This window comes from Rhizobium sophoriradicis (assembly GCF_003939025.1).
In the GTDB taxonomy this organism is placed as follows: Bacteria; Pseudomonadota; Alphaproteobacteria; order Rhizobiales; family Rhizobiaceae; genus Rhizobium; species Rhizobium sophoriradicis.
The window spans coordinates 62905-88435 of sequence record NZ_RQIH01000005.1 but is presented as its reverse complement, the minus strand read 5'-3'; the positions used below and the strand labels follow the sequence as shown (position 1 = coordinate 88435).

Below are 25531 nucleotides of genomic sequence, written 5' to 3'. Positions count from 1 at the left end.
GCGCTGATTTGCAAGACGAGATTTATCGGTCTAACTACGACCGCAGCAGTCAAGGAAGGCCAAAGAATGCAGACCATCTGGAAGAAGCCGGTGACGATCGCCCTTGAAGGACCGGATCAATGGGTAGTGATCCAGACCACGCAGGCTGCGACATGGGCGTTGATTGAAGACTGGCCGACAGACGAGGGCCCCGCCCTGGATAGGGCGTGCGCCGTGTGCGCCGATGTCATCTCCGGAAAGCGAAGCCGGGAGGAGGCGCGACAGGCTTTCATCGAGGCTGCGATCGAGGCCGGAATTCCGATTAAGGTGTAAAGATTACGCGGTCTGGCTCATCGCTAAAAGAATGGTGATCCCGGCGCGATTCGAACGCGCGACCCCCAGATTAGGAATCTGGTGCTCTATCCTGCTGAGCTACGGGACCACTTGCACGCCATGCATACAAAAGGCTTGGCGTGAAGCCAAGCCTTAATTCTTACTAGAAGCCCAGGCGCTGTTCGGCGAGGCGGACCCAATAGGAGATGCCGTGGGCGATGGCTTCGTCGTTGAAGTCGTAGGCTGGGTTGTGCAGGCCGGCGCTGTCGCCGTTGCCGATGAAGATGAAGGCGCCGGGGCGGGCGTTCAGCATGTAGGAAAAATCCTCGCCGCCCATCATCGGATCGATCTCGGCATTGACGTTGCCCTCGCCGGCAATGGCGCTGGCGGTGGCGACCGCATGCTCGGTCTCGTCGGGGTGGTTGATGGTGACGGGGTAGTTGCGGTTGAAGCTGATCTCGGCTTCGGCGCCGTGGGCTGCGACAAGGCCCTCGACGATCTGCCGAAAGCGCGTCTCGGCGAGCGTACGCACGTCCGGGTCGAGGGTGCGGACCGTGCCGGCGAAGGTCGCATCGTTCGGAATGACATTATGGGCGAAACCGGCGTTGAACTTGGTCACCGAGACGACGACCGAGCTGATCGGATCGGCGGTGCGCGAGGCGATCATCTGCAGATTGGCGACGATCTGGGCGCCGATGGCGATCGGGTCGATCGTCCGATGCGGCTGGGCGGCGTGCCCGCCGCGGCCCTTGATGGTGACGGTGAATTCGTCGGTGGCCGCCATGATCGCGCCCTTGCGGGTGGCGAACTGACCGACCGGCAGGCCGGGCAGATTGTGCATGCCGTAGACCTCTTCGATCCCGAAATGCTCCATCATGCCGTCCTTGACCATCAGGTTGCCGCCGCCGCCGCCTTCTTCGGCGGGCTGGAAGATGACGGCGACATTGCCGTTGAAATTACGGGTCTCGGCCAGATATTTCGCGGCGCCGAGCAACATCGCGGTATGGCCGTCATGGCCGCAGGCATGCATCTTGCCCGGCGTCTTCGAGGCCCAGGGCTTGCCCGATATCTCGGTCAGCGGCAGGGCGTCCATGTCGGCGCGCAGGCCGATGGTGCGGCGGCCCTCGCCCTTGCCTTTGATCAGCCCGACGACCCCGGTGCGGCCGATGCCGGTGACGATCTCGTCGACACCGAATTGCTTGAGCTTCTCAGCGACGAAGGCGGCCGTGTTCTCCACCGCGAAGAGGAGCTCGGGCCGGGCATGAATGTGACGGCGCCATTCGGCGACTTCATCCTGCAATTCGGCGGCTCTGTTCAAAATCGGCATGTTGGCGTTCCTGTTATGAAATCCCGACAATCTGTGATCGCATCACAAGGGTGTGAGGCTTTTGGAAATTACTTCGTCAATGACCTTTGCCATGTCATAGCCATATAGGCTAGATAGAGGAAGGTTGCGAGATTTTCCGGACATCTGAAGGACGAACCGTGTCGACGAGCCACTTCCGTTTGTTTGCCGCCATGCGGCCGTTGGGTTTCACAGTCGCCGCGACTGCCGCCTTTCTCGCCTCTATTTCGCTCGCTCAGGCCAATCCGCATATTCTCGTCGACGTCCAGACCGGCCGCGTGCTGGAGCATGAGGAAGCCTTCCGCAAGTGGTACCCGGCCTCGCTCACCAAGCTGATGACGGTCTATACCGTGTTTGATGCGATCCGCGCCGGCCAGATCAGCCTTGATACGCCCATTGTCATGAGCAAGCGCGCCGCCGCGCAGCCGGCCGCCAAGATGTATTTCAAGCCCGGCCAGAAGCTGACGCTCGACAGCGCGTTGAAGATCCTGCTGGTGAAATCGGCGAACGACGTCGCGGTTGCGGTTGCCGAAGCCGTCGGCGGCACGCAGGAAGGCTTCGTGACGCGGATGAACGGCGAGGCGCTGAAGCTCGGCATGACGGATTCGCATTTCGTCAACCCGAACGGCCTGCCGGGCAAAGGACAATATACGACGGCGCGCGACCTTGCGGTGCTGACGGTGGCGCTGCGCCGCGACTTTCCGCAATATGCCAGCTATTTCTCGCTGGAGGGATTTACCACCGGCCAGCAGAACGTGCCGAATCTCAACATGCTGATCGGCCGCTTCGCCGGCGCGGACGGCATGAAGACCGGCTTCATCTGTGCCTCGGGCTTCAACCAGATCGGTTCGGCGACCCGCAACGGCCGCACCCTCGTCTCCGTCGTGCTCGGCACCGACAGCCTGGCAGCGCGCGCCGATGCGACGGCGAACCTTTTGCAGAAGGGCTTCACCACCCAGTTTCCCGGCAATGACACGCTCGGTTCGCTGAAGCCTTACGGACAGGGACAGGACCAGGTGACCGACATTACCGCCGATATCTGCAGCGCCAAGGGCGCCAAGATACGCAGCGAAACGCGCGACGAGGTCGGCCGCATGAAGGTGAGCTCACCCTATATTCTGGAAATGGACCACGATCCGCAATTCGTCTTCGCCGGCCTCATTCCGGGGCAGGATCCGCAGCCGGCGCAGCAGCCGGAAAAAGTAGCAACCGGCGATGCGGCCGGAGCTGTCGCCAACGTGCCGGTGCCGATGCCGCGTCCGACTTCGTTCTAAGGCAAGATCGTTTTCAAGGTAAAATGAGATGAGCGCGCTCAACGACAGGATTCCGGTCACCATCCTGACCGGCTTTCTCGGCGCCGGCAAATCGACGCTGCTCAACCGCATCCTCAAAGACCCTGCGATGAAGGACGCGGCCGTCATCATCAACGAGTTCGGCGATGTCGGCATCGATCATCTGCTGGTCGAAAGCTCCGGCGATTCGATCATCGAGCTCTCCGACGGCTGCCTGTGCTGCACCGTGCGCGGCGAGCTTGTCGATACGCTGGCGAACCTGATGGATGCCGTGCAGACCGGCCGCGTCAAGCCGGTGAAACGCGTCGTCATCGAAACGACCGGCCTTGCCGATCCGGCACCGGTCATGCAGGCGATCATGGGCAATCCCGTCATCGCCACCAATTTCGAGCTCGACGGCGTCGTGACCGTCGTCGATGCGGTCAACGGCCTGCAGACGCTCGATAATCACGAGGAAGCGCGCAAACAGGCGGCCGTCGCCGACCGGCTGATCGTCTCGAAAAGGACGATGGCCGAGGCGACGGACAGGCTGGAAAAGCGCCTGCGGGCGCTCAATCCACGCGCGACGATGATGGATGCCGACAGCACTGAGGCGGGCAGTGCTGCGATGCTGGTCAACGGCCTCTATGATCCGGCGACGAAGATCGCCGATGTCGGCCGCTGGCTGCAGGACGAGGATGCACACGCGGCGCACCACAACCATGACCACGATCACCATCATGATCACGGTCATCATCATCACCACCATCATGGCGGTGAGGCTCATCAGGATCCGCACGACATCAATCGTCACAATGCCTCGATCCGCTCTTTCTCGATCATCGAGGAGAAGCCGATCGATCCGATGGCGCTCGAGATGTTCATCGATCTCCTGCGCTCGGCCCATGGCGAGAAGCTGCTGCGGATGAAGGCGATCGTTTCCGTCTCCGACCGGCCGGAACGGCCGCTGGTGCTGCATGGCGTGCAGAGCATTTTCCATCCGCCGGTGCGGCTTGCCGCCTGGCCGGACCCCAACGACCGGCGCACACGCATGGTGCTGATCACCCGGGATCTGCCGGAAGCCTTCGTCAAGGATCTGTTCGACGCTTTCCTCGGCAAACCGCGCATCGATATGCCGGATCGTGCGGCGCTGTCGGACAATCCGCTGGCCATTCCCGGCATGCGGATCTAAACCGCCGGAGCATTTTGTTGTGACGCGATCGTCTTCAGCTGTTGTGTTTACGGGTGCCTGAAAGCCATCTTGCCTGCTGGCCGCTCAGCAGCGTGCGATAGCGCTCCTGGCTCGCGGTCAGGTGGGCGCGCATGGCGGCGCGGGCGGCTTCCGGCTCACCGGCCGAAATCGCCTTCAGGATTGCCAAATGCTCGCGCTGCAGGCCTTCCTGATAATCGCGCGACAGCGTGCTGTCCGTGCCCCAGGGCGAGGCGATGTCGCAGGGGATCGCCCGCATGCCGAGCGCATCGAGAACTTCCACATAATATGAATTGTTCGTGGCAGCCGCGATTTCTCGGTGAAAGGCGAAGTCGCTCTTGCCGGTCGCCTCGCCACGCTCGAGCAGCCGGTCGAACTCGAAGAAGGCTTCGTGGATCTGCGCTTCCTGAGCTGCATTACGTCGCAGCGCAGCAAGTCCAGCACTTTCGATCTCCAGTCCCATGCGCACCTCGATGACGTTGAGTGCATGGGAAATCTTGTTTCCCACATCGAGGCTGATCGCGCCGAAGGCGATCGTTGGGTGATTTTTGACGAAGACGCCGGCGCCCTGCCGCGCCTCTACGAGGCCATCGGCTGCAAGGGTTGCAATCGCCTCGCGGACAACAGTCCGGCTGACGCCGAAAAGCTCGCCCATTCGTGATTCCGTCGGCAGCTTCTCGCCCGGCGCGTAACCCCCGGACAAGACCTGGGCGCGGATCGCCGAAACCACGCCCTCGGAGAGTTTCGGTCTTCGCTCGATCCTTAATTCAACGGCTGTATCGGCCGCCATGTGGCCCTCCTATTTGAACACAGCCGGCAGCCACAGCGAAATCGCCGGGATGTAGGTGACCAGACCGAGCACGACGAGACCGGCGCCGTAGAACGGCCAGATGGAGCGCATAGCCTCCCAGACCGAAATCTTGCCGACCGCACAGGCCACGAATTGCACGGCGCCGACAGGAGGGGTGTTCAGCCCGATGCCGAAATTCAGGATCATGATCACGCCGAAGTGCACCGGATCGACACCGTAAGCCTGTGCCACCGGCAGGAAGATCGGCGTGCAGATGATGATGGTCGGTCCCATGTCCATGAAGGTGCCGAGCACCAGCATCAGCACATTGAGCAGAAGCAGCACCGTCAGCGGGTCGTCGGCGACGCTCTTCATCCAGATAACCAGCGAAGCGGGCACCTTGAGGAAGGCCATCAGCCAGGAAAAAGCGGCGGCGGTGCCGATGATCAGGAGTACCATTGCCGTCGTGCGCACGGCGCCCTGCGTCGCGTGGACGAAGTCCTTCCAGCTCATCTGCCGGTAGACGAAGAGAGTTACCAGCAGCGCGTATAGCACAGCGATGCACGAGCTTTCCGTCGCTGTGAAAACACCGGACCTCACCCCGCCGAAGATGATGGCGATCAGCAGAAGCCCGGGTACCGCGACGGCGAGCAGGTGAGCCACCATGACCAAGCCGGGAAACGGTTCCGTTGGATAACCGCGGGAGCGTGCGACGATGTAGGCGGTCACCATGAGTGCGGCTGCGAGCAACAGGCCAGGCAGGACGCCGGCGGTGAACAGATCGGCGATCGATATCTTGCCGCCGGCGGAGATCGAATAGATGATCATATTGTGGGAAGGCGGCAGGAGCAGCGCGATCAGTGCCGCCATCGAGGTGACGTTGACCGCGTAGTCGGCACCATAGCCGCGCTGCTTCATCTGCGGGATCATCAGCCCCCCGACGGCTGCGGCCTCTGCCACCGCCGAACCGGAAATGCCGCCGAACAGCGTCGCAGTGACGACATTGACCTGGCCGAGGCCGCCGCGCACATGCCCCACTAATGATGCGGCGAAGGCGACGATGCGGCTGGCGATGCCGCCGCGCACCATCAGGTCACCGGCATAGATGAAGAAGGGGATGGCAAGCAGCGAGAAGACGCTCATGCCGGAATTGAGCCGTTGAAAGATGACGAGCGGCGGCAGGCCCATGTATAGCACCGTAGCGAAGCTGGCGACGCCGAGGCAGAAGGCAATCGGAGTGCCGATCAGCATTAGGGCGGTGAAAACACCGAACAGAATCCACAGTTCCATCGCGCTACACTTTCAATTTGGCGTTCGGGTCGGCTTGGATGTTTTCGATCTCGACGGCAATCTCTGCCGGCAGAACTTCATCCAGCACGTCGTCGATCGGCTCACCAGCGAGGCGCAGCACAATCCGCTCCAGCGAGAAGATCACGGCAAGGACGCCGCCGGCGGCTAGCGGCAGATAATCGAACGCGCCGGAAATGCCCAGCGACGGCAGGGTCGTGTTCCAGGTCAGGCTCATGAGCGCGCCGCCATACCAAATCATGCCGGCGCCGAATGCGAGAATGACGACGTCCGAGATCATGCGCAGGACGCGCTTTCCTGATTTTGGCAGGACGTAAAGCAGCACGTCGAAACCAAGATGATTGTTTTCCCGGATCCCGACGGCGGCGCCCAGGAAGATGAACCAGCTCATCAGCATGACCGAGCCCGGCTCCGTCCAACTCGGCGAGTCGTTCAATACGTAACGGCAGAATACCTGCCAGGCGACAAAGACCGTCATCAGGATCAGGCCGCCGCCGGCGAGCCACAACGCAGCGTTGCTTAGGCGCGCCAGGAAGTTGGTGACGGGGATCAGGTTATTCGACATGCAGGCCTCGTCGAAATCGGGCGGACGCTCTCCCTTACAGAGAGGATCGATCAAGAAATGTGGGGCACGGAAGGGTGAAATGGGGTGGAGGTAGTCCTCCACCCCGATGGCTCACGCGGCCTCCCGCAAGAAGGAAGGCAAGCGAAGGCTACTGCACAGCCTTTACATCCGCGACCATCTTTTTCAGCACGTCGTCTTTGACGTGCTTTTCGTAAACCGGGGCCATCGCTTCGATGAAGCCCTGCTTGTCCGGTGTGGTGATCTGCGCGCCGAGCTTTTCGACATTGGCACGTGATTCAGCGACCTTGGCTGCCCAGAGCTCGCGCTGCTTGGCGACACTGTCCTTGGCTGCCTGCCTGAAGATTTCCTGATCCTCGGGCGTCAGCTTGTCGAACGCCGCTTTGTTCATCACGAACACCTCCGGCAGGATGGTGTGTTCGTCAAGCGAGTAGTTCTTCGCCACTTCCGCATGCTTGGCGGTGTCGTAGCTCGGAAAATTGTTTTCAGCGCCATCGATGACGCCGGTTTCAATCCCCGAATAGACTTCACCATAGGGCATCGGCGTCGCGTTGGCGCCGAGGGCCGCCACCATGTCGACGAAGATGTCCGACTGGATGACGCGGAACTTCAGACCTTTCATATCGGCAACTGAATTGATCGGCTTCGTCTTATTGTAGAACGAGCGCGCGCCTGCATCGTAGAAGGCTAGCACCACGAGGCCGGCCGGTTCGAAGGCCTTCTTGATCTGATCGCCGACCGCGCCGTCCATGACCTTGTGCATGTGCTCTTCCGAACGGAAGATGTAGGGCAGGGCCGGAACGATTGATTCCTTCACCGTGCCGTTAAAGGGCGCCATCGACACGCGGTTGAGCTCGATCACGCCGGAGCGTACTTGTTCGATCGTGTCCTTCTCTTCGCCAAGCTGGGCGGAATGATACACTTCGACCGAATAGCGGCCCTTCGTACGCTCCTTCACCAGTTCGCCGAAATATTTGACGCCCTCAACAGTCGGATAGCCGTCCGGATGAGTATCGGACGATTTCAGCACCGTTTGCGCGCTGGCGGCGCTGCTCATGACTGAAGCGGCAACCATAAGACCGGCGGCCAGTTTGACAAAGTTTTTCATGCTCTCCTCCCATTTTGCATGACGATTATTTTCAGAAGTCAGTATTCCGGCTTTGCTGAAGATCCCTGCACGCTTCGCCTGCTTCCTGCAATTTGCGAGGCCGGCCACGCACGGGCAGGCGCGCTGGAAACATCACGCGAAAGGGCTCATAGAGACATAACAAACGGTCTCGGCGTGCTCATCGGATCTGATGGCGCACGCTTACCTCTTCTCGTGGAAACAGAAGATGTGGGTCAGTCAGCCTCCTCTATTCTTGCCGTTCCTCCGACCGGCTTACTATGGCTAGAACCAGCCAAGTATAATGTCAACATACAAAAGCTGTGTAGTTGTATGATGAATTTTGGCGCGGGAGCGACTTCCGAGCGGCGGAGCCGAGAAATGGCAGGGAAATTGGAAATGCGCCGAGAGCGGCTGTGATCCTGCCGCTTTGGACGACATCGGCCGTGACTATTTAACGTAGAAAAGTTTAGCGCTTGCGGATCAGGAAGCGGTGGCCGTTTTCGGTCTTTTCGGTCTCGACCAGCTCGTGGCCGTCCTCACTGCAAAAATGCGGCATGTCGATCACGGCAAGCGGATCGGTGGTGTCGACACGAATGAGCGCACCGCTTGCCATGGCGGCAAGCTTTTTGCGTGTCTTGATCACGGGCAGTGGGCATTTCAGACCACGGAGATCGTACAGAACGGGGTTCAAGCCGTTCAGTTCCGCGCCCAGAATTTCCAGAACGGCTTCTTCGTCACGGCTTCTGCCGTTTCCTGCGGTTCCGGCGCGGTAAAGGCCAGCGGGTTCTGCATCGGCACCGGCACGACCGCAGGGGCTGCGGCCGCGACGGCCGTTGCCTGCGGCTGGGCGGGCGTTGCGGGCGTGGCGCCTGTCGCGGATTGGGTGGTCACGCTGTGGGCGGTGCGCTTGGCCATCAGATCTTCGAGCTCGGCGACCTTGACCATGCGGCCGGCTTCCAACGAGGTGCCGGTCGGGGCGAAGGCCAGCTCTCGGCCCTTGCGCAGCTTGGCGACCACCGCCTTGCGCTCGGCTTCGGACGGGTCGTACCAGGCCATGCCGTCATATTTGCTCATGGCCTTGGCATAGTCGGCATCGTAGGTCTTGCCATAGGAGGCAAGGGCTGCCGTCAGCGCCGGCGGCGTCGACATGGCAGGGCATTTGCCGGCGGCATTGAAAGCGCCGCCATCGGTTGCCTGTTGATTGAAGACGTATTTCTTCTCGCAGACGTTCACCTCGGGCGGGCGCTTCGTCACTTCGAAATTGTCATAGCCGACCTTCAGCATCTTCCAGAACTCGTAATTGCTGTCGAGGCGATGCTTGACCATGTTTTCCGCCGTCATGCGGAAGGGGAAGGCCTGCAGCTGCACGGTCGCCTGGCCACCCTTGAAAGCGTCGCGGGCAAAGGCATAGATCTCCAGCACCTGCTGGTCGGTCATCGAATAGCAGCCGGAGGACGAGCAGGCGCCATGGATCATCAGATCGGAGCCGGTTCGGCCGTTCGCCGCGTCGTAGCGGTTCGGAAAGCCGGTGTTGATCGCCAGATAATATTTCGAGTTGGGGTTCAGGTTGGCGCGTGTCAGGTCGTAGAAACCTTCCGGCGCCTGCCGGTCGCCAGTCTTGACCTTCGGGCCGAGACGGCCGGACCAGGCGCAGATCTTGTAGTCGGCAATCTTGTCGAAGCGGTTGTCGGTCTTCGCCTTCCAGATCTCCATGGCACCTTCTTCCTTGAAGATGCGGATCATGATCGGCGAGTTGCGGTCCATGCCCTTGGCGGACATGGCGGCGAGAATATGAGGAGGAAGCGGCTGCTCGACCTTGTTCTTGACCTTGGAAAGGTCGACCTGCGCCGTCTCCAGCGCGTCATTGCAGCCGGTCAGAGCCAGCGCGATGAGGGAAACATAGGCAAAATGACGTATGCGCATCCAAACTAGCCCATAAAGAAGTGCGACCCGGTCGCTTAAGGAGTCCTGGCACGAGGCAGAATCATAAGCGGCTTATACTTCACAAATCCTTACCAGCCTATGACGTGTGAGGAACGCCCCCGCAAGCGCAAATGTCAGAGATAACATCAATGTGGCCAAGGTTTGGCCTCAATCGGCAAAGAGCTGCCGCTTAGCTTACAGATTTCGGCCCATGTTGAGGAATTTCTGGCGCCGTTCGTTGCGCAATTGTTCGCCGGAGCGGGATGCCATTTCGGCCAGCGCATTGGCGATCACATCGCCCGTTGCGGCAATGACGCTGTCGGGATCGCGATGGGCGCCGCCGAGCGGCTCGGAAATGATACCATCGATGACGCCGAGCGATTTCAGGTCTTCGGCGGTGATCTTCATGTTGGTCGCCGCTTCCCGGGCGCGGGTCGAATCGCGCCAGAGAATGGAGGCGGCCCCTTCCGGCGAGATGACGCTGTAGATCGAATGCTCGAGCATATAGACCTTGTTGCCGGTGGCGATGGCGATCGCGCCGCCCGAGCCGCCTTCGCCGATGACGACGGAAACGAGGGGAACCTTGACGCCGAGACACATTTCCGTCGAGCGGGCGATCGCCTCGGCCTGGCCGCGCTCTTCGGCGCCGACGCCGGGATAGGCGCCTGCCGTATCCACCAGCGAAATCACCGGCAGGCCGAAACGATCGGCCATTTCAAGGATGCGGATCGCCTTGCGGTAGCCCTCCGGGCGGGGGCTGCCGAAATTATGCTTCAGGCGGGTCTTGGTGTCGTTGCCCTTTTCCTGGCCTATGACGGCGACGGGCTGGCCGCGGAAGCGGGCAAGGCCCGCCTGGATTGCGGCATCCTCGGAAAACTTGCGATCGCCGGCGAGCGGCGTGAATTCCTGGAAGAGGGTCTTGGCGTAGTCGACGAAGTGCGGGCGCTGCGGATGGCGGGCGACCTGTGTCTTCTGCCAGGGATTGAGCTTGGAATAGATTTCGACGATCGCCTCGCGGACGCGGATCTCGAGCCTGCCGATTTCATCGGTGGTGTCGATGCTCTCGTCTTCCGTGGCGAGCTTCTTCAGTTCGATAATCTTGCCTTCGAGGTCGGAGATCGGCTTTTCGAAGTCGAGATAATTGTGCATGAGGTGCGTTTCCGTTCCTTGTGCCCGGGGCGTTTTCCTGGCTCCGCCCCTTGTCGCCGGTCCTATTCGTGCTTTTTCGCCTGTTTGGCAAGGGGGTGATGCGTCTGGACGAGCTGCTGCAGCCTCTCTTCCAGCACATGTGTGTAGATCTGTGTGGTCGAAATGTCCGAATGGCCGAGGAGTTCCTGCACGACGCGCAGGTCGGCGCCGTTGGCGAGCAGATGGCTGGCAAAGGCGTGGCGCATGACGTGCGGCGAGATCAGCGACGGCGTCAGGCCGGCGCGGATCGCCAGGTTCTTCAGGTCTCGCGCAAAAACCTGACGCGGCAGATAGCCCTCCTTCGAGGCGGCCGGAAACAGCCAGGGGCTTTCCTGCGGCTCCTTTGCCGCGGCATTTTCGGCAGCCAGCAGGCCGCCGTAGGATTTCAAAGCTCTGATCGCCGAGAGCGACAACGGCACCAGCCGCTCCTTGTTGCCCTTGCCGCGGATCATCAGGAAGCGGCCCTCCTGGTCGAGGACGCGGGCGGGAAGCGAGACCAGTTCGCTGACACGCATGCCGGTGGCATAGAGCAGTTCCAGCAGCGCCAGCATGCGCAGGCGCTGCAACTGGCCCGGGGCCGGGTCGTCGGCCTCGGCCTGCGCCTGCGACAGCAGCCTGCCGACCTCCTCGACCCCCATCGTCTTCGGCAGCGGCCGGCCTTTCTTCGGCGCGTCGAGCACGCCTGTAGGATCGTCGGTGCGAATGCCTTCGGCGTAGAGGAACTTATAGAACTGCCGCATGGCCGCGAGCCGGCGTGCCTGCGAAGAGGGCTTGAAACCCTGGCTGGCAAGCGAGGCGAGATAGGCGGAAAGGTCGGCGGAGACGGCTTCGGTCAACCTTATGCTGCGGCCGTTCAGGAAGGACCTGATGTCATCGAGGTCGCGCTCATAGGATTGCAGCGTGTTAACGGCGGCACCGCGTTCGGCGCTCATCATTTCCAGGAAGGATTCCACATGGACGCGGCCGAGATCCCTCATGTCTCTCACTTCCCGGTGGTGTCGATCGTGCCCGTCGGCGGCGGATTGACCCGCTCGGACGGAATGCGGATCGTCACGTCGCGCGGCTCGGGCTCCACGAAGGTCGCAAGCGCCCACATCGCTCCGTAAACCGTCCCGGCGAGGATCGCGCAGACGAACAGAAAACGGAACAGGGTCGGCATCCGGCAACTCCTTCATGCTCTGCTTCTGTTATAAGAAGCGTATCTGACAGCGCAAGAAGCGGTATTCAAGCGATGATTCCCTTGACGGCGACTTGACGCTCCACCTGCATTTGTCGATACGGTTTGCAAACAAAGTGTGAATGGACCGATGAGTGAACCACTGCTGACCGTTGCTGACAGCCTGAAAGACAGAGCTCGCGCCGCGCTCGGTTCACGCAATCTGATCCTCGTCGGCCTGATGGGTGCGGGAAAATCCGCCGTCGGGCGCATTGTCGCCAGCCAACTCGGCATTCCCTTCATCGACAGCGATCACGAAATCGAGCGGGTGTCGCGCATGACGATCGCCGAACTATTCGCGGCCTATGGTGAGGACGAGTTCCGGGCGCTGGAAACGCGGGTCATGAAGCGTCTGCTGAAGAGCGGTCCGCGCGTCGTCTCCACCGGCGGCGGCGCCTTCGTCAACGAGCGGACGCGCAGGCATATCAAGAGGGGCGGCCTTTCGGTCTGGCTGAAGGCGGATCTCGAGGTGCTCTGGGAACGGGTCAACAAACGCGACACGCGGCCGCTGCTCAAGACCGAAAATCCGAAGCAGACGCTCGAAAATCTGATGAACGCACGGTATCCGATCTACGCTCAGGCTGATCTTACCGTGCTCTCGCGCGACGTGCGCAAGGAAATCATGGCCGACGAGGTGCTGAAGGCGATGATCGAAGCTCAGAAGGAAAATACAGTGTCATGAATGCGATAAGCTCCGCGTCGGCCGTCCAGACCGTGCATGTGCCGCTCGGCGAGCGCGCCTACGACATCCTGATCGGGCCGGGGCTGATTGCGCGGGCCGGGGCCGAGATCGCTTCGCGCCTCAAGGGCCGCAAGGCGGCTGTCATCACCGACGAACATGTCGCTCCGCTGTATCTCGACGCCCTCGTTGCCAGCCTCGATGCGGCGGGCATCGCCTCGGCTGCCGTCGTGCTGCCGGCCGGCGAGAAGACGAAGAGTTTCGAACATCTGATGACGGCCTGCGACAAGGTGCTGGAAGCCCGCGTCGAGCGCAACGACTGCGTCCTCGCGCTCGGCGGCGGCGTCATCGGCGACCTCTCGGGGTTTGCGGCCGGCATTGTGCGTCGCGGCGTGCGCTTCGTGCAGGTGCCGACCTCGCTGCTGGCGCAGGTCGATTCCTCCGTCGGCGGCAAGACCGGCATCAATTCCCGCCACGGCAAAAACCTGATCGGCGTCTTTCACCAGCCGGACCTCGTCCTCGCCGACACCGACGTGCTGAACACGCTGAGCGAACGGGAATTCCGCGCCGGTTACGCCGAGGTGGCGAAATACGGGCTGATCGACAAGCCGGATTTCTTCGCTTGGCTGGAAGCGAACTGGAAGGCGGTTTTTACAGGTGGTTCTGCGCGCATCGAAGCGATCGCCACAAGCTGCCAGGCAAAGGCCGATGTCGTCGTCGCCGACGAGCGCGAGAACGGCCAAAGGGCATTGCTCAATCTCGGCCACACCTTCGGCCATGCGCTGGAAGCGGCGACCGCCTATGACAGCCGCCGCCTTGTGCACGGCGAAGGCGTTTCGATCGGCATGGTGCTGGCGCATGAATTCTCCGCACGGATGAACCTCGCAAGCCCAGACGATGCGCGCCGCGTCGCGCGGCATCTGCAGGCGGTCGGCTTGCCGACCCGGATGGCCGAAATTCCGGGCGAGCTGCCGCCGGCTGAGGTGCTGATGGAGGCGATCGCGCAGGACAAGAAGGTCAAGGGCGGCAAGCTCACCTTCATCCTGACGCGCGGTATTGGCCAGTCCTTCGTCGCTGACGACGTTCCGGCCTCCGAGGTGATCAGCTTTCTCCGGGAAAAACATCCCTGATGACAGTCGAAGGCGCTCTGGCATTTCTCACGACATATTGGCCGGAGATCCTTTCGATCACGGCGCTCGTGCTGACGTCCGCCTTCTTCTCCGGCTCGGAAACCGCGCTGACCGCCGTGTCGCGCAGTCGCATCCATACGCTTGAGGTCAACGGCGACGAGCGCGCCGGCCTCGTCCGCCAGCTGATCGAGCGACGCGACCGGCTGATCGGCGCGATGCTGATCGGCAACAATCTCGCCAACATCCTGTCGTCGTCGATCGCCACCAGCCTGTTTCTCGGGCTGTTCGGCAGTTCCGGCGTGGCGCTGGCGACGCTGGCGATGACCGTCATCCTGGTCATTTTCGCGGAAGTGCTGCCGAAGAGCTGGGCGATATCGGCGCCCGAGCGCTTCGCCCTCGCGGTCGCGCTTCCGACCAGGCTTTTCGTCACCGTCGTCGGTCCGATTTCCTCCTTCGTTAACGGCATCGTGCGGCGGATTCTTGCGCTGTTCGGCATCAATCTCTCGCGGGAGGTCTCGATGCTGACGGCCCATGAGGAATTGCGCGGCGCCGTCGATCTGCTGCATCGCGAGGGGTCGGTGGTGAAGGCCGACCGCGATCGCCTCGGCGGCGTGCTCGATCTCGGCGAGCTGGAACTGTCTGATATCATGGTCCACCGCACGAAGATGCGGGCGATCAATGCCGACGATCCGCCGGAGGCGGTGGTGCGCGCCATCCTCGAAAGCCCTTATACGCGCATGCCGCTGTGGCGCGGCACGATCGACAACATCATCGGTGTCGTTCACGCCAAGGATCTCTTGCGGGCGCTGGCCGAGCCAAACATGGAGCCGCAGAATCTCGATATCGTCAAGATCGCGCAGAAGCCGTGGTTCGTGCCCGACAGCACCAACCTCGAAGACCAGCTCAATGCCTTCCTGCGCCGCAAACAGCATTTCGCCGTCGTCGTCGACGAATATGGCGAGGTCCAGGGCATCGTCACGCTCGAGGATATTCTCGAGGAAATCGTCGGCGACATTTCCGACGAGCACGACATCGAGATTCAGGGCGTGCGCCAGGAGGCGGATGGTTCGGTCGTCGTCGATGGCGGCGTGCCGATCCGCGACCTGAACCGTGCGCTCGATTGGAACCTGCCTGACGAGGAGGCGACGACGATCGCGGGCCTCGTCATCCATGAATCGATGACCATTCCGGAAGAGCGCCAGGCCTTCACCTTTTATGGCAAACGTTTTGTCGTCATGAAGCGGGAGAAGAACCGCATCACCAAGCTGCGCATCCGTCCCGCCGGGGAAGACGGCGCAAAGCCGGCCTGATCCCGCTTGGATCGCCGGCGACCATTCCCCATATAGGCGCTGCTACCATCGCGTCGCCTCGCCCGGTGCTGCCGGTTCGACGGCCAGCGCATGCAGGCCGGCATCGAGCTCCGGTTTCAGCAGATCCGTGATGGCGCGGTGGCGCGCCAGCCGCGACAGGCCGGCAAATTTCGCCGAAACGATCCTCACCCGCATGTGGGTTTCGCCGGTGCCTGTGATATCGGGCTGATGGCCGGCATGCAGGTGGCTTTCGTCGATGACGCTCAGGCGTTCGGGCGCGAAGGCTTCGACAAGTTTTTCTTCGATGCGGGTCCTGAGGGTCATCATCCGGTCTTGCTGTTGCGCGAAAGGGGTTCCCACCAAGCCAGCAACATTCCCATTTGTCAATTCTTGTTGTCGCCTTCCGACAGCCCCATAATTAGCGCCGCCATGAGACTTGATTCCAAATATTTCGATCGCATCCGAACACGCCGCAAACGCGAGCAGGAGGCAGAGCAGGCGCCGCCTACCTGCCAGTGGGACGGCTGCGACAAGAAAGGTTCGCATCGCGCTCCTGTCGGACGCAATGCGGAGGGCCAGTTCTTTTTGTTCTGTTTCGAGCACGTCAAGGAATACAACAAGGGCTACAATTATTTTTCCGGCCTTTCGGACGGCGAGATCGCCCGATATCAGAAAGAGGCGATCACCGGCCATCGGCCGACATGGACCGTCGGCGTCAACAAGTCGGCGAAGGACAGTCCGCTGCATTCGGAAGTCCGCTCCGGCGCCTATACCCGCGTTCGCGATCCCTTCGGTTTCGTCAAGGAAGGCGGCAAGGGCAGCGGCCCGCGTTTTCCCCAGGCGCGCAAGCTGAAGTCGCTGGAAAGCAAGGCTTTCGATACGATGGGGCTGCACGCCAATGCGACGTCGGCGGAGATCAAGAGCCGCTATAAGGAGCTGGTCAAGAAGCACCATCCGGATGCCAATGGCGGCGACCGCGGCTCGGAGGAGCGCTTCCGCGCCGTTATCCAGGCTTATCAATTGTTGAAGCAGAACGGTTTTTGTTAATTCCCGTCCTTGCTCTTAGGCTTCAATCGGGTATGGTCCAACTCGGCTGAGGCCGCAGGCAAACGCGGCTCCTATCTGCGTGTTTACCCATCGCCTCCGCCGACCTTCCGGACGCGGCGTTTCTTGTCCGGGACTCTTTCAAGAATGCTCGCAAGCGGACATCATCCCGCCGAGGTTTCGTTTCAGTCCCGGAGAAGTATCGCCGACGTTCCGACCTGGACGGGCGCGGAGATAATCGCGGCGTCACGGTTGCGACATGGCCTGAGACAGTATGGCCGGGTGGCATCACCCGCCTTGGAGACATGATGAGCAAGATCGACCTGGATATATCTGAACTGCCCGACACCACCGTTTCGGTTCGCGAGACCTTCGGCATCGATTCGGACATCCGCGTCCCCGCCTACAGCAAGGGCGACGCCTATGTGCCGGACCTCGATCCCGACTATCTGTTCGACCGCGACACGACGCTCGCCATTCTCGCAGGCTTTGCCCATAACCGACGCGTGATGATCTCCGGCTATCACGGCACCGGCAAGTCCTCGCATATCGAACAGGTGGCGGCACGGCTTAACTGGCCCTGCGTGCGCATCAACCTCGACAGCCATGTCAGCCGTATCGATCTCGTCGGCAAGGACGCCATCGTCGTCAAGGACGGGCTGCAGGTCACCGAATTTAAGGACGGTATCCTGCCCTGGGCCTATCAGCACAATGTCGCGCTCGTCTTCGACGAATATGATGCCGGCCGTCCCGACGTGATGTTCGTCATCCAGCGCGTGCTCGAATCCTCCGGCCGCCTGACGCTGCTCGACCAGAGCCGCGTCATCCGGCCGCACCCGGCTTTCCGCCTGTTTGCGACCGCCAATACGATCGGCCTCGGCGATACCACAGGCCTTTATCACGGCACGCAGCAGATCAACCAGGCGCAGATGGACCGCTGGTCGATCGTCACGACGCTGAACTACCTGCCGCACGATCACGAAGTGAATATTGTCGCCGCCAAGGTGAAGAGCTTCGGCAAGGACAGGGAAGGCCGCGAGACCGTGTCGAAGATGGTGCGGGTTGCCGACCTGACGCGTGCCGCCTTCATGAACGGCGACCTCTCCACCGTGATGAGCCCGCGCACGGTCATTACCTGGGCTGAGAACGCCGAGATCTTCGGCGATCTCGCCTTTGCCTTCCGCACCACCTTCCTCAACAAGTGCGATGAGCTGGAGCGGCCGCTGGTGGCCGAGCATTATCAGCGCGCCTTCGGCGTCGAGCTGAAGGAAAGTGCCGCCAACATCGTTCTCGGAGCCTGAGACCGACCGATCATGGCAGCTCGCGGTGACAATTCGAAAGCAAAGCCCGGTGCGCCCGTCGATGTCGAGCCCTTGCGCCGGGCGATATCCGGCTGCGTGCGCTCGATCGCCGGCGACGGCGATGTCGAGGTGACCTTCGCCAACGAACGGCCGGGTATGACCGGCGAGCGCATCCGTCTGCCGGAACTTTCCAAGCGGCCGACGGCGCACGAGCTGGCGGTCACCCGCGGGCTCGGCGATTCCATGGCGCTGCGGCTGGCCTGCCATGACGAAAAGGTGCATACGACGATGGCGCCGCAGGGCTCGGACGCCCGGGTGATCTTCGATGCGGTCGAGCAGGCTCGTGTCGAATCGATCGGTGCGTTGCGCATGGAAGGCGTGGCGTCGAACCTGCGCTCGATGACGGAAGAGAAATATTCCAAGGCGAATTTCACCGGTATCGAACGCCAGGAAGATGCCCCGATCGGTGAAGCCGTCGCGATGATGGTGCGCGAGAAGCTGACCGGCCAGCGCCCGCCGGCCTCCGCCGGCAAGGTGCTCGACCTCTGGCGCGGCTTCATCGAGGACAAGGCCGGCTCCGAACTCGACAACCTGTCGGGCGCAATCAACGACCAGCAGGCCTTCGCCAAGGTGGTCCGCAATATGCTGTCGGCCATGGAGATGGCCGAGGAATACGGCGATGACGACAGCCAAGCCGACAATGACGACCAGTCGGAACAGGAAGACCAGCCGAGCGGCGACGAGCAGGACCAGGACGAGGTCGACGAGGATGCCGGCACCGATGCCGCCCCGGTCGAAGACAGTGAAGTCGCCGACGAACAGATGGAGGACGGCGAGACCGAAGGCGCCGAAATCTCCGACGACGACATGATGGAAGAGGGCGAGGACGATTCGGAAACGCCGGGCGAGACCCGCCGCCCGAACACGCCCTTCGCCGATTTCAACGAGAAGGTCGATTATCACGTCTATACCGAAGAGTTCGACGAGATCATCACCGCCGAGGAGCTCTGCGACGCCGCCGAGCTGGAGCGCCTGCGCGCCTTCCTCGACAAACAGCTGGCGCATCTGCAGGGCGCCGTCGGCCGCCTCGCCAACCGGCTGCAGCGCCGCCTGATGGCGCAGCAGAACCGCTCCTGGGATTTCGACCTGGAGGAAGGTTATCTCGATCCGGCCCGGCTGCAGCGCATCATCATCGATCCGATGCAGGCGCTCTCCTTCAAGATGGAGCGCGACACGCAGTTCCGCGATACGGTCGTCACCCTGCTCATCGACAATTCCGGCTCGATGCGCGGCCGGCCGATCACGGTCGCCGCCACCTGCGCCGACATTCTTGCCCGCACGCTGGAGCGCTGCGGCGTCAAGGTCGAGATCCTCGGCTTTACGACAAAGGCCTGGAAGGGCGGGCAGGCGCGGGAAAGCTGGCTTGCCGGCGGCAAGCCGCAGACGCCGGGCCGCCTCAACGACCTGCGCCATATCGTCTACAAATCGGCCGATGCGCCGTGGCGGCGGGCGCGCGCCAATCTCGGGCTGATGATGCGCGAGGGTTTGCTCAAGGAAAATATCGACGGCGAGGCGCTGATCTGGGCGCATAATCGCCTGCTCGCGCGGCGTGAACAGCGCCGCATCTTGATGATGATCTCGGATGGGGCGCCGGTGGACGATTCGACCCTGTCGGTCAATCCCGGCAATTATCTGGAGCGACATTTGCGCGCTGTCATCGAGCGGATCGAGACCCGTTCACCGGTGGAATTGCTGGCGATCGGTATCGGTCACGATGTGACGCGCTACTACCGCCGGGCCGTGACGATCGTCGACGCCGACGAGCTTGCGGGTGCGATGACCGAGCAGCTTGCCTCGCTCTTCGAAGATCAATCCGTCCAGCCGCGCGGCGGCCGGCTGCGCCGTGCCGGCTGACGCCGCTTCAGGGAAATCGCCGGAATGACAGGCAAGCGCCTCTGCCGTGCGGCCTCGATCGCTCTCTGCGTCGCAACAGGCGCTTGCCCCTCATGGGCGGTCGATGAAGTGCCGGTCATTAGCCGGCAAATATCGGATTTCAGGATCGGCTCTTCGGAGACCAAATTCGGATCGCTGGAATTTCTTGGCGGCCTGGAGATGGTTTCCGGCAAGGCGCTGTTCGGCTCGCTTTCCTCCATCCGCTTCCGGCCGGACCAGAAGCATTTCGTGGTCGTGCTCGATACCGGCCAGTGGCTGACCGGCAGCATTGAGCGCGATGCCAAGGGCAAGCTTTGGGGCGTTTCGGATGTCGAGATCACCCGGATGAAGAACCGCGCCGGGCGTAGCTTCGAGGGTAAGGGCCATATGGATGCCGAGGGCCTGACGCTCGACGGCGATCGGATCCTGGTCTCCTTCGAGCAGGATCATCGCGTCGATGTCTATCCCGATCCGGGCTTTGCCGAATCGCCGGCGGTCGGCACCCTGCCGCTCCTCATTCCGCGCAAGATGCTGAAGGACAATCGCGGTATCGAGACGATTGCTGTCGCGCCCTCATCGAGCCCGCTCAAGGGCGGTGTGGTCATCGTCTCCGAACGCGGCCTCGACAGCGAGGGCAACCGGGTGGCGGCGGTTCTCAGCGGGCCGCTCAAAGGGCGCTTCGCGGTGGCGCGGGACGGGAGTTTCGACGTCACCGACGGCGCCTTCCTGCCGAACGGCGATCTGCTGCTGCTCGAGCGCCGCTTCAATATGGCCGAAGGCATCGGCATGCGCCTTCGACGCATCAAGGGCGCCGATATCAGGCCGGGAGCCGTGGTCGAGGGCGAATTGCTGCTCGAAGGCAATTTCAATTCGCAGATCGACAATATGGAAGGTCTCGATGCTTTTCGGGCGGCCGACGGCACGACCCATATCATTCTGGTGTCGGACGATAATCATTCCATTCTGCAGCGCAATCTGATGCTGGAATTCCGGCTCGCCGAAGAGCCGCAATTGCTCGGATCGTCAGATTGACGTCACATGCCTCGGTTATCCCGCTGGCGGTATCGCAGAAGCGGCGGTTTTCGGAGGAAAATCATGCTGCATATTCATGTCATGGGTGCGTCCGGTTCCGGCACCACGTCGCTTGGCCTCGCGCTTGCGGAACGGCTGGATATCGCTCATCTCGACACGGACGATTTCTTCTGGCTGCCGACCGATCCGCCGTTTACGACGCCGCGGGATGCCGGCGAGCGCATAAGGCTGTTGCTTGAGGAGACGCGGCGGCCCGGCGGCTGGATTCTTTCCGGATCGGCGCTGAAATGGGGCAGGCCGCTCGAGCCCCTCTACGATCTGATCGTGTTCCTCAGGATCGAGCCGGAGCTTCGCATGGCGCGAATCCGTGCGCGCGAGGCGGCTCGATACGGAGACAGGATCGGGCCCGGCGGCGACATGGAAGCCAAAAGCGGAGAATTCCTGGCATGGGCAGCAAGCTACGATACGGCCGGCCCCGAGCGGCGCAGCCTCGCGGCGCATGAGCAATGGCTGGAAACGCAGACCGCGCCGGTGCTGCGGCTCGATTCGTCGCGAGACATCGACGATCTGCTCGCAGAGGTTCTTCTGCACCCGGCCATCGCCGCCGGTGCGGTCCGGCGGCGTCGGTGAACTTCTCCGGCGTGTTCAGCTGGCGCGGGCGGGCTGCATCGGCCGCAGCACGTTCATCAGCGCGCCATAGGGCAGCAGCATGACGAGGCCGACGATCATCTTGACGGCGAAATCGCCGATCGCCCAGGAGATCCAGCGCGGAGCTTCTGCTGCGAAGACGCCGAGGATGGGCGCCGATTCGAGCGCGAAAGGATCGTTCGGTCCGAGGACGACGAAAAACGCGGCGAAGGACAGCGAGAAGAACATCACCGTATCGAGCGCCGAGCCGATCAGCGAGCCGAGGAGCGGCGCGCGCCACCAGGCTTGGCGGCGAAGGCGGTTGAAAACGGCGATATCGAGCAACTGTCCGGCGAGGTAGGCCGAGCCGGAGGCAATGGCGATACGCGGCACCGAGGTGAAGAAGGAGAGGCTGACGCCGACAACGAAGCCGGCAAAGACCACCTTGCGGGCCGTCTGCGGGCCGAACTGGCGGTTGGTCAGATCGGTGATCAGGAAGGCGACCGGATAGGAAAAGGCGCCCCAGGTCAGGATGTCGGCGAGGTTGATGCCGGCGACTTCGGCGTTCAGCGGAAACTGAACGAGGAAGTTGGAGGCGACGACGACAAGCGTCATCAGCGCGACATAGGCAATGGTATAGCGGGTCTTCAGCATTTTTTTATCCTGGGTGATGCCACCAGTTGGAGAGACGATCCGGCAAAGCAAAAGGCTTGTCCGGTATCACCCGTTCAAGCCTTTGAAGCCGTATGCAAGAAGGGCAGAAGCTTACGCAGCAACTGCGGCTTCGGCAGTCTTCTTGACGATCTGGCGGCGCAGCAGACGGGCGCGCATCGACAGTTCGTTTTCGCTGGCCTTCAGCAGGAAGGCATCGAGGCCGCCACGATGCTCGACGGAACGAAGAGCAGCAGCCGAAACGCGAAGACGATAACGCTGGTTGAGAGCGTCGGAAATCAGCGTTACCTGGCACAGGTTCGGCAGGAACCGGCGCTTGGTCTTGTTGTTGGCATGGCTGACATTGTTACCAGTCAGGACGGCCTTGCCGGTCAATTCGCACACGCGGGACATGGAACACCTATTCTTGTTTTTCTCGGGCCATCGGATTGCCATCCCCGGCAAAACCGGGCTCGCAATCCAACAGGCATGATTGGAAAGTTGCGGTTCTATAGTCAGACAGCCTGCTCGCGTCAAGCCAAACCTTGGCCTTTCCCGCAATTCTGTCAAAAAGCTGCTGTTTTCTTCCCTTCAAGGCAGGAGTATAGAGCGTCTCGGCAAGGACTGCCGCGCGCGGTTGGACAAGGCTACACACATGGCTCATTCGGGCAGACGCATTTTCATTTCGGCCATCGCCGCACTCCTTGCCATACCGGCAGCGGCGGCCGAGATCCAGCACCGGACGGTATACCGGGTGACGCTTGCCGGCCTGCCGATCGCGCGCGCCGCGTTCCTCACGCAGATCGAGGACGATCATTCTTACAAAATCGCCGGCGATATCAAATCGGCCGGGCTTGCCAATCTCGTCAAGACTATCTCGGCAAAGACCAGTGTCACCGGCGTCGTGCGCAATGATCGGCTGCAGGCGTTGAAATATTCGCTCTATTATAAGAGCGGCAAGAAGGCCCGCGTCTACGAGGTCAGCTACCGCAACGGCGATATCATCTCGGCGACGACGACCCCGCCGCCGAGGCGGCCGAAGAACTGGATCGACGTCACGCCGCGCGACATGCGCTCGGTGCTCGACCCGATCTCCGGCCTGGTCTTCACCGGCGGCACCAAGGTCTGCTCGCAGACGCTGCCGATCTTCGATGGCGAGACGCGCATGGATCTGGTGCTCTCGCCGAAGGGCGACGAGGATTTTTCCACCGACGGCTTCAAGGGCAAGGCGGTTGTCTGCGGCGTCCGCTTCGTGCCGCGCTCGGGCTACAAGAAGGGCCGCAAGGACATTGACTATCTGAGCAAAAGCGACCGCATGGAAATCTGGTTTGCCAAGTCGGACGTGGCAAATGTATATGCTCCTGTTTATGTGCGCATTCCGACCGAATATGGAATGGTGACGATCACTGCCGTCAAATATGGCAGCGTCAGCTGACGGAGCTTTCGCCTCCGTGAAGGGGGACAGGTGAAACTTCGCGCGACGCTGATCGGCTTTACGGCCATTCTGATGTGGTCGTTCCTGGCGCTGTTTACGGCTGCTTCGGGCAAGATGCCGCCGTTCCAGCTTTCGGCCATCTGCTTTGCGATCGGCAGCGTCCCCGGTCTCGTCGTGCTTATTCTCAACCCGTCGCGGCTGACGCTGCTGAAGCAGCCGGCAAAGGTGTGGCTGACCGGCATTGCCGGGCTCTTCGGCTACCATTTCCTCTATTTCACCGCGCTCAGGAACGCGCCGGCGGTGGAGGCGGGGCTGATCGCCTATCTCTGGCCGCTGCTGATCGTCGTCGGCTCGGCGCTGCTGCCGGGCGAACGGCTGCGTTGGTATCACGTGGCGGGCGCGCTGGCCGGGCTTTGCGGCACCTTCCTGATCGTCGGCCGCAACGGCATCGATTTCGACGGCGCCTATGCCGTCGGTTACGGCGCCGCCTTCCTCTGCGCCTTCACTTGGTCGGGCTATTCGTTGTTGACGCGGCGCTTCGAGGCCGTCTCCACCGACGTCGTCACCGGCTTCTGCCTTGCGACATCAATCCTGTCGTTGTTCTGCCATCTCGGCCTGGAAGTGACCGTCTGGCCGGCAACGGGCTTCGAGTGGATCGCCGTCATCGGGCTCGGGCTTTTGCCCGTCGGCGCAGCCTTTTACGCCTGGGATTACGGCGTCAAGAACGGCGATATCCAGATCCTCGGCGCGGCAAGTTATGCAGCACCCCTGCTTTCGACGCTGATCCTGACGCTGTTCGGATTTGCAGAGCCGAGCTGGCGTATCGCGCTCGCCTGCCTGCTCGTCACCGGCGGGGCGGTACTGGCCGCCCAGGAGATGTTCCGTCGCAAGTCCCGGCTGCGGCCGGCCGCGGCGAAATAGGGTTCAGCCGCCGGGCTTCCAGCCGGGTGGGGCCATTTCGAAGCTTGCAAATACGAAACCGGGCGAAACGGTGCAGCCGACCAGGGTGAAATCGCCAAGGGTTTCCGCCGATTGCCACCAATTGGCGGGAATGACCGCTTGCGGCCGCTCGCCGGCGATCAGATTCGGTCCGAGCGTCAGGGTCTCGCTTGCCGCCCCATCCTGAGAGCGGTGCAGCGCCAGCGGCGCGCCGGCGTAATAATGCCAAATCTCGGCGGCGTCGTGGACGCGATGCCAGTGCGAGCGCTGCCCGCTGGTCAGGAGGTAATAGATCGCGGTCGAATGTCCGCGCTCTCCGCCCGCCGCATCGCGGAATGTCTCGACGTACCAACCGCCTTCCGGATGCGGCTGCAAGCCAAGTTGCCGGACAATGTCCTCGGGCGACATCAGAAATTGTCCTTGCGCTTGCGGATTTCGGCGAAGACTTCCTCGTTCGTCTTGCCCTCCATGATCAGGTTGCGGCGGATGGCCGGATCGCCGGCGCGCAGGAATGGATTGGTTTCCTTTTCCAGTCCCAGTGTCGTCGGAATGGTGAATTTGCCCTCGGCGCGCAAAGCCTCGATCTCGGCGGCGCGGCTCTTCAGGCGTTCGTTGTCGGGATCGATCGTCAGCGCGAAGCGGGCGTTAGAGAGCGTATATTCATGGCCGAAATAGATGGCCGTCTCATCCGGCAGCACGGCAAGTTTCTGCAGCGAATGCCACATGTCGGCGGCTGGGCGCTCGAACAGACGGCCGCAGCCGAGAGCAAACAGCGTGTCGGCGGCAAAAAGCAGCTTGTCATCGACGAAGTGATAGCAGATGTGGCCGGCGGTGTGGCCCGGCGTCTCGATCACGTTGACCGTGTGGTTGCCGAAGAGGAACCTGTCGCCATCCGCCATCGTCCGGTCGAGGCCGGGAATGGCAACGGCCTCGTTGATCGGGCCGATAATTTCACAGCCGAACTGCTCCTTCAGCGCCAGATTGGCGGCGACGTGATCGGTGTGATGATGGGTGGTAAAGATATGCGTGATCTTCCAGCCGCGCCGTGTCGCCGCTTCCAGGATCGGCGCCTCCTCCGGCGCATCGATCGCCGCGGTAAATCCCGTCTCCGGATCGTGCACGAGAACGCCGAAGTTATCGGTGCGGCAGAGAAAAACGTCTAATTCCAAAGGTTTCATCGTTCAATAATCCTTTGTC

28 protein-coding genes and 1 tRNA gene are annotated in these 25531 nt (G+C 61.9%); 13 read left to right on the top strand and 16 right to left on the bottom strand.

Annotated features, from left to right (window positions below; translation table 11 throughout):
• Positions 1-66 precede the first annotated feature (66 nt).
• Complete coding sequence (locus EFR00_RS09475; protein ID WP_004679623.1) at positions 67-312, top strand: DUF982 domain-containing protein; 246 nt, start codon at positions 67-69, stop codon at positions 310-312.
• Positions 313-344: 32 nt separating this feature from the next.
• Here the strand turns inward: EFR00_RS09475 and EFR00_RS09470 are convergent.
• Together EFR00_RS09470 and EFR00_RS09465 are read right to left on the bottom strand one after the other, a co-directional pair.
• Positions 345-421: transfer RNA gene (locus EFR00_RS09470), tRNA-Arg, on the bottom strand.
• Positions 422-475: 54 nt separating this feature from the next.
• Positions 476-1639 (bottom strand): M20 aminoacylase family protein, encoded by a 1164-nt coding sequence (locus EFR00_RS09465; RefSeq protein WP_077992068.1) that lies wholly within the window; start codon positions 1637-1639, stop codon positions 476-478.
• Positions 1640-1797: 158 nt separating this feature from the next.
• Between EFR00_RS09465 and EFR00_RS09460 the strand changes: the two genes are divergently transcribed.
• Both EFR00_RS09460 and EFR00_RS09455 read left to right on the top strand, forming a co-directional pair.
• Complete coding sequence (locus EFR00_RS09460) at positions 1798-2931, top strand: D-alanyl-D-alanine carboxypeptidase family protein (protein ID WP_077992066.1); 1134 nt, start codon at positions 1798-1800, stop codon at positions 2929-2931.
• 28 nt (positions 2932-2959) lie between these two features.
• Positions 2960-4120, top strand: coding sequence for a CobW family GTP-binding protein (locus EFR00_RS09455; protein ID WP_077992063.1), 1161 nt, complete (start codon positions 2960-2962; stop codon positions 4118-4120).
• 34 nt (positions 4121-4154) lie between these two features.
• Here the strand turns inward: EFR00_RS09455 and EFR00_RS09450 are convergent, their stop codons facing one another.
• The 9 genes from EFR00_RS09450 to EFR00_RS32970 form a co-directional block, all read right to left on the bottom strand.
• Positions 4155-4928, bottom strand: coding sequence for a FadR/GntR family transcriptional regulator (locus EFR00_RS09450; protein WP_077992060.1), 774 nt, complete (start codon positions 4926-4928; stop codon positions 4155-4157).
• Positions 4929-4937: 9 nt separating this feature from the next.
• Positions 4938-6218 (bottom strand): TRAP transporter large permease, encoded by a 1281-nt coding sequence (locus tag EFR00_RS09445; protein WP_077992059.1) that lies wholly within the window; start codon positions 6216-6218, stop codon positions 4938-4940.
• A gap of 4 nt (positions 6219-6222) precedes the next feature.
• Entirely contained in the window at positions 6223-6801 is a 579-nt protein-coding gene (locus tag EFR00_RS09440; protein ID WP_077992057.1) for a TRAP transporter small permease, read from the bottom strand.
• A gap of 148 nt (positions 6802-6949) precedes the next feature.
• Entirely contained in the window at positions 6950-7927 is a 978-nt protein-coding gene (locus tag EFR00_RS09435) for a TRAP transporter substrate-binding protein (RefSeq protein WP_009992933.1), read from the bottom strand.
• A gap of 466 nt (positions 7928-8393) precedes the next feature.
• A complete protein-coding gene (locus tag EFR00_RS09430) occupies positions 8394-8618 on the bottom strand; it encodes a sulfurtransferase TusA family protein (RefSeq protein WP_039622534.1) in 225 nt (74 codons plus the stop codon).
• 5 nt (positions 8619-8623) lie between these two features.
• Positions 8624-9850 (bottom strand): L,D-transpeptidase family protein, encoded by a 1227-nt coding sequence (locus tag EFR00_RS09425; protein WP_077992054.1) that lies wholly within the window; start codon positions 9848-9850, stop codon positions 8624-8626.
• Between the two features lie 195 nt (positions 9851-10045).
• A complete protein-coding gene (locus tag EFR00_RS09420) occupies positions 10046-10999 on the bottom strand; it encodes an acetyl-CoA carboxylase carboxyltransferase subunit alpha (protein WP_010057227.1) in 954 nt (317 codons plus the stop codon).
• Between the two features lie 62 nt (positions 11000-11061).
• Positions 11062-12015: a site-specific tyrosine recombinase XerD gene (xerD, locus tag EFR00_RS09415; RefSeq protein ID WP_077992052.1), complete on the bottom strand. Its 954-nt coding sequence runs from the start codon at positions 12013-12015 to the stop codon at positions 11062-11064.
• Positions 12016-12020: 5 nt separating this feature from the next.
• Positions 12021-12197: a hypothetical protein gene (locus tag EFR00_RS32970; RefSeq protein ID WP_009994155.1), complete on the bottom strand. Its 177-nt coding sequence runs from the start codon at positions 12195-12197 to the stop codon at positions 12021-12023.
• A 148-nt stretch (positions 12198-12345) separates the two neighbouring features.
• Between EFR00_RS32970 and EFR00_RS09410 the strand changes: the two genes are divergently transcribed.
• The 3 genes from EFR00_RS09410 to EFR00_RS09400 are packed head-to-tail and all read left to right on the top strand — an operon-like array spanning position 12346 to position 15373.
• Positions 12346-12936, top strand: a complete 591-nt coding sequence (locus tag EFR00_RS09410; RefSeq protein ID WP_009994152.1) for a shikimate kinase — start codon at positions 12346-12348, stop codon at positions 12934-12936.
• Complete coding sequence (gene aroB / locus EFR00_RS09405) at positions 12933-14063, top strand: 3-dehydroquinate synthase (protein ID WP_077992049.1); 1131 nt, start codon at positions 12933-12935, stop codon at positions 14061-14063. Before EFR00_RS09410 ends, aroB begins: the two co-directional genes overlap by 4 nt.
• Positions 14063-15373: an HlyC/CorC family transporter gene (locus EFR00_RS09400; protein ID WP_039622521.1), complete on the top strand. Its 1311-nt coding sequence runs from the start codon at positions 14063-14065 to the stop codon at positions 15371-15373. The genes aroB and EFR00_RS09400 overlap by 1 nt, the downstream gene beginning before the upstream one ends.
• A 42-nt stretch (positions 15374-15415) precedes the next feature.
• Here the strand turns inward: EFR00_RS09400 and EFR00_RS09395 are convergent, their stop codons facing one another.
• Positions 15416-15700: a BolA family protein gene (locus EFR00_RS09395; RefSeq protein WP_170961494.1), complete on the bottom strand. Its 285-nt coding sequence runs from the start codon at positions 15698-15700 to the stop codon at positions 15416-15418.
• Between the two features lie 102 nt (positions 15701-15802).
• Between EFR00_RS09395 and EFR00_RS09390 the strand changes: the two genes are divergently transcribed.
• The 5 genes from EFR00_RS09390 (at position 15803) to EFR00_RS09370 (ending at position 21312) form a co-directional block, all read left to right on the top strand.
• Positions 15803-16420 carry a J domain-containing protein gene (locus EFR00_RS09390; protein WP_004679597.1) on the top strand — a complete coding sequence of 206 codons (618 nt, stop codon included), beginning with the start codon at positions 15803-15805 and terminating at the stop codon, positions 16418-16420.
• A gap of 305 nt (positions 16421-16725) precedes the next feature.
• Positions 16726-17718, top strand: a complete 993-nt coding sequence (cobS, locus tag EFR00_RS09385; protein WP_004679595.1) for a cobaltochelatase subunit CobS — start codon at positions 16726-16728, stop codon at positions 17716-17718.
• 12 nt (positions 17719-17730) lie between these two features.
• Complete coding sequence (gene cobT / locus EFR00_RS09380; protein WP_077992047.1) at positions 17731-19632, top strand: cobaltochelatase subunit CobT; 1902 nt, start codon at positions 17731-17733, stop codon at positions 19630-19632.
• Positions 19633-19656: 24 nt separating this feature from the next.
• Positions 19657-20682 carry an esterase-like activity of phytase family protein gene (locus EFR00_RS09375; RefSeq protein ID WP_077992044.1) on the top strand — a complete coding sequence of 342 codons (1026 nt, stop codon included), beginning with the start codon at positions 19657-19659 and terminating at the stop codon, positions 20680-20682.
• A gap of 63 nt (positions 20683-20745) precedes the next feature.
• Complete coding sequence (locus tag EFR00_RS09370; RefSeq protein ID WP_077992042.1) at positions 20746-21312, top strand: ATP-binding protein; 567 nt, start codon at positions 20746-20748, stop codon at positions 21310-21312.
• A 15-nt stretch (positions 21313-21327) separates the two neighbouring features.
• Here the strand turns inward: EFR00_RS09370 and EFR00_RS09365 are convergent, their stop codons facing one another.
• On the bottom strand, positions 21328-21963 hold the full coding sequence (locus tag EFR00_RS09365; RefSeq protein WP_039622513.1) for a VUT family protein: 636 nt from the start codon (positions 21961-21963) through the stop codon (positions 21328-21330).
• 111 nt (positions 21964-22074) lie between these two features.
• A complete protein-coding gene (gene rpmB, locus EFR00_RS09360; RefSeq protein WP_004679586.1) occupies positions 22075-22374 on the bottom strand; it encodes a 50S ribosomal protein L28 in 300 nt (99 codons plus the stop codon).
• A 241-nt stretch (positions 22375-22615) separates the two neighbouring features.
• On the opposite strand from rpmB, the gene EFR00_RS09355 reads away from it, so the two are divergent.
• Both EFR00_RS09355 and yddG read left to right on the top strand, forming a co-directional pair.
• Positions 22616-23395: a DUF3108 domain-containing protein gene (locus tag EFR00_RS09355; RefSeq protein WP_077992036.1), complete on the top strand. Its 780-nt coding sequence runs from the start codon at positions 22616-22618 to the stop codon at positions 23393-23395.
• Positions 23396-23425: 30 nt separating this feature from the next.
• The gene (gene yddG, locus EFR00_RS09350; RefSeq protein WP_039622509.1) at positions 23426-24316 is read left to right on the top strand and encodes an aromatic amino acid exporter YddG; all 891 of its coding nucleotides are present in this window, start codon (positions 23426-23428) and stop codon (positions 24314-24316) included.
• Positions 24317-24319: 3 nt separating this feature from the next.
• Here the strand turns inward: yddG and EFR00_RS09345 are convergent, their stop codons facing one another.
• Together EFR00_RS09345 and gloB are read right to left on the bottom strand one after the other, a co-directional pair.
• Positions 24320-24742 (bottom strand): cupin domain-containing protein, encoded by a 423-nt coding sequence (locus tag EFR00_RS09345; RefSeq protein WP_077992034.1) that lies wholly within the window; start codon positions 24740-24742, stop codon positions 24320-24322.
• Positions 24742-25512, bottom strand: coding sequence for a hydroxyacylglutathione hydrolase (gene gloB, locus EFR00_RS09340; protein WP_077992032.1), 771 nt, complete (start codon positions 25510-25512; stop codon positions 24742-24744). The genes EFR00_RS09345 and gloB overlap by 1 nt, the downstream gene beginning before the upstream one ends.
• Positions 25513-25531: the final 19 nt, after the last annotated feature.

Coding starts and splice junctions, on each gene's coding strand:
- EFR00_RS09475 (WP_004679623.1), top strand. CDS start 67: ATGCAGACCATCTGGAAGAAGCCGGTGACGATCGCCCTTGAAGGACCG.
- EFR00_RS09465 (WP_077992068.1), bottom strand. CDS start 1,639: ATGCCGATTTTGAACAGAGCCGCCGAATTGCAGGATGAAGTCGCCGAA.
- EFR00_RS09455 (WP_077992063.1), top strand. CDS start 2,960: ATGAGCGCGCTCAACGACAGGATTCCGGTCACCATCCTGACCGGCTTT.
- EFR00_RS09450 (WP_077992060.1), bottom strand. CDS start 4,928: ATGGCGGCCGATACAGCCGTTGAATTAAGGATCGAGCGAAGACCGAAA.
- EFR00_RS09445 (WP_077992059.1), bottom strand. CDS start 6,218: ATGGAACTGTGGATTCTGTTCGGTGTTTTCACCGCCCTAATGCTGATC.
- EFR00_RS09440 (WP_077992057.1), bottom strand. CDS start 6,801: ATGTCGAATAACCTGATCCCCGTCACCAACTTCCTGGCGCGCCTAAGC.
- EFR00_RS09435 (WP_009992933.1), bottom strand. CDS start 7,927: ATGAAAAACTTTGTCAAACTGGCCGCCGGTCTTATGGTTGCCGCTTCA.
- EFR00_RS09425 (WP_077992054.1), bottom strand. CDS start 9,850: ATGCGCATACGTCATTTTGCCTATGTTTCCCTCATCGCGCTGGCTCTG.
- EFR00_RS09420 (WP_010057227.1), bottom strand. CDS start 10,999: ATGCACAATTATCTCGACTTCGAAAAGCCGATCTCCGACCTCGAAGGC.
- xerD (WP_077992052.1), bottom strand. CDS start 12,015: ATGAGGGATCTCGGCCGCGTCCATGTGGAATCCTTCCTGGAAATGATG.
- EFR00_RS32970 (WP_009994155.1), bottom strand. CDS start 12,197: ATGCCGACCCTGTTCCGTTTTCTGTTCGTCTGCGCGATCCTCGCCGGG.
- EFR00_RS09410 (WP_009994152.1), top strand. CDS start 12,346: ATGAGTGAACCACTGCTGACCGTTGCTGACAGCCTGAAAGACAGAGCT.
- aroB (WP_077992049.1), top strand. CDS start 12,933: ATGAATGCGATAAGCTCCGCGTCGGCCGTCCAGACCGTGCATGTGCCG.
- EFR00_RS09400 (WP_039622521.1), top strand. CDS start 14,063: ATGACAGTCGAAGGCGCTCTGGCATTTCTCACGACATATTGGCCGGAG.
- EFR00_RS09395 (WP_170961494.1), bottom strand. CDS start 15,700: ATGATGACCCTCAGGACCCGCATCGAAGAAAAACTTGTCGAAGCCTTC.
- EFR00_RS09390 (WP_004679597.1), top strand. CDS start 15,803: ATGAGACTTGATTCCAAATATTTCGATCGCATCCGAACACGCCGCAAA.
- cobS (WP_004679595.1), top strand. CDS start 16,726: ATGAGCAAGATCGACCTGGATATATCTGAACTGCCCGACACCACCGTT.
- cobT (WP_077992047.1), top strand. CDS start 17,731: ATGGCAGCTCGCGGTGACAATTCGAAAGCAAAGCCCGGTGCGCCCGTC.
- EFR00_RS09375 (WP_077992044.1), top strand. CDS start 19,657: ATGACAGGCAAGCGCCTCTGCCGTGCGGCCTCGATCGCTCTCTGCGTC.
- EFR00_RS09370 (WP_077992042.1), top strand. CDS start 20,746: ATGCTGCATATTCATGTCATGGGTGCGTCCGGTTCCGGCACCACGTCG.
- EFR00_RS09365 (WP_039622513.1), bottom strand. CDS start 21,963: ATGCTGAAGACCCGCTATACCATTGCCTATGTCGCGCTGATGACGCTT.
- rpmB (WP_004679586.1), bottom strand. CDS start 22,374: ATGTCCCGCGTGTGCGAATTGACCGGCAAGGCCGTCCTGACTGGTAAC.
- EFR00_RS09355 (WP_077992036.1), top strand. CDS start 22,616: ATGGCTCATTCGGGCAGACGCATTTTCATTTCGGCCATCGCCGCACTC.
- EFR00_RS09345 (WP_077992034.1), bottom strand. CDS start 24,742: ATGTCGCCCGAGGACATTGTCCGGCAACTTGGCTTGCAGCCGCATCCG.
- gloB (WP_077992032.1), bottom strand. CDS start 25,512: ATGAAACCTTTGGAATTAGACGTTTTTCTCTGCCGCACCGATAACTTC.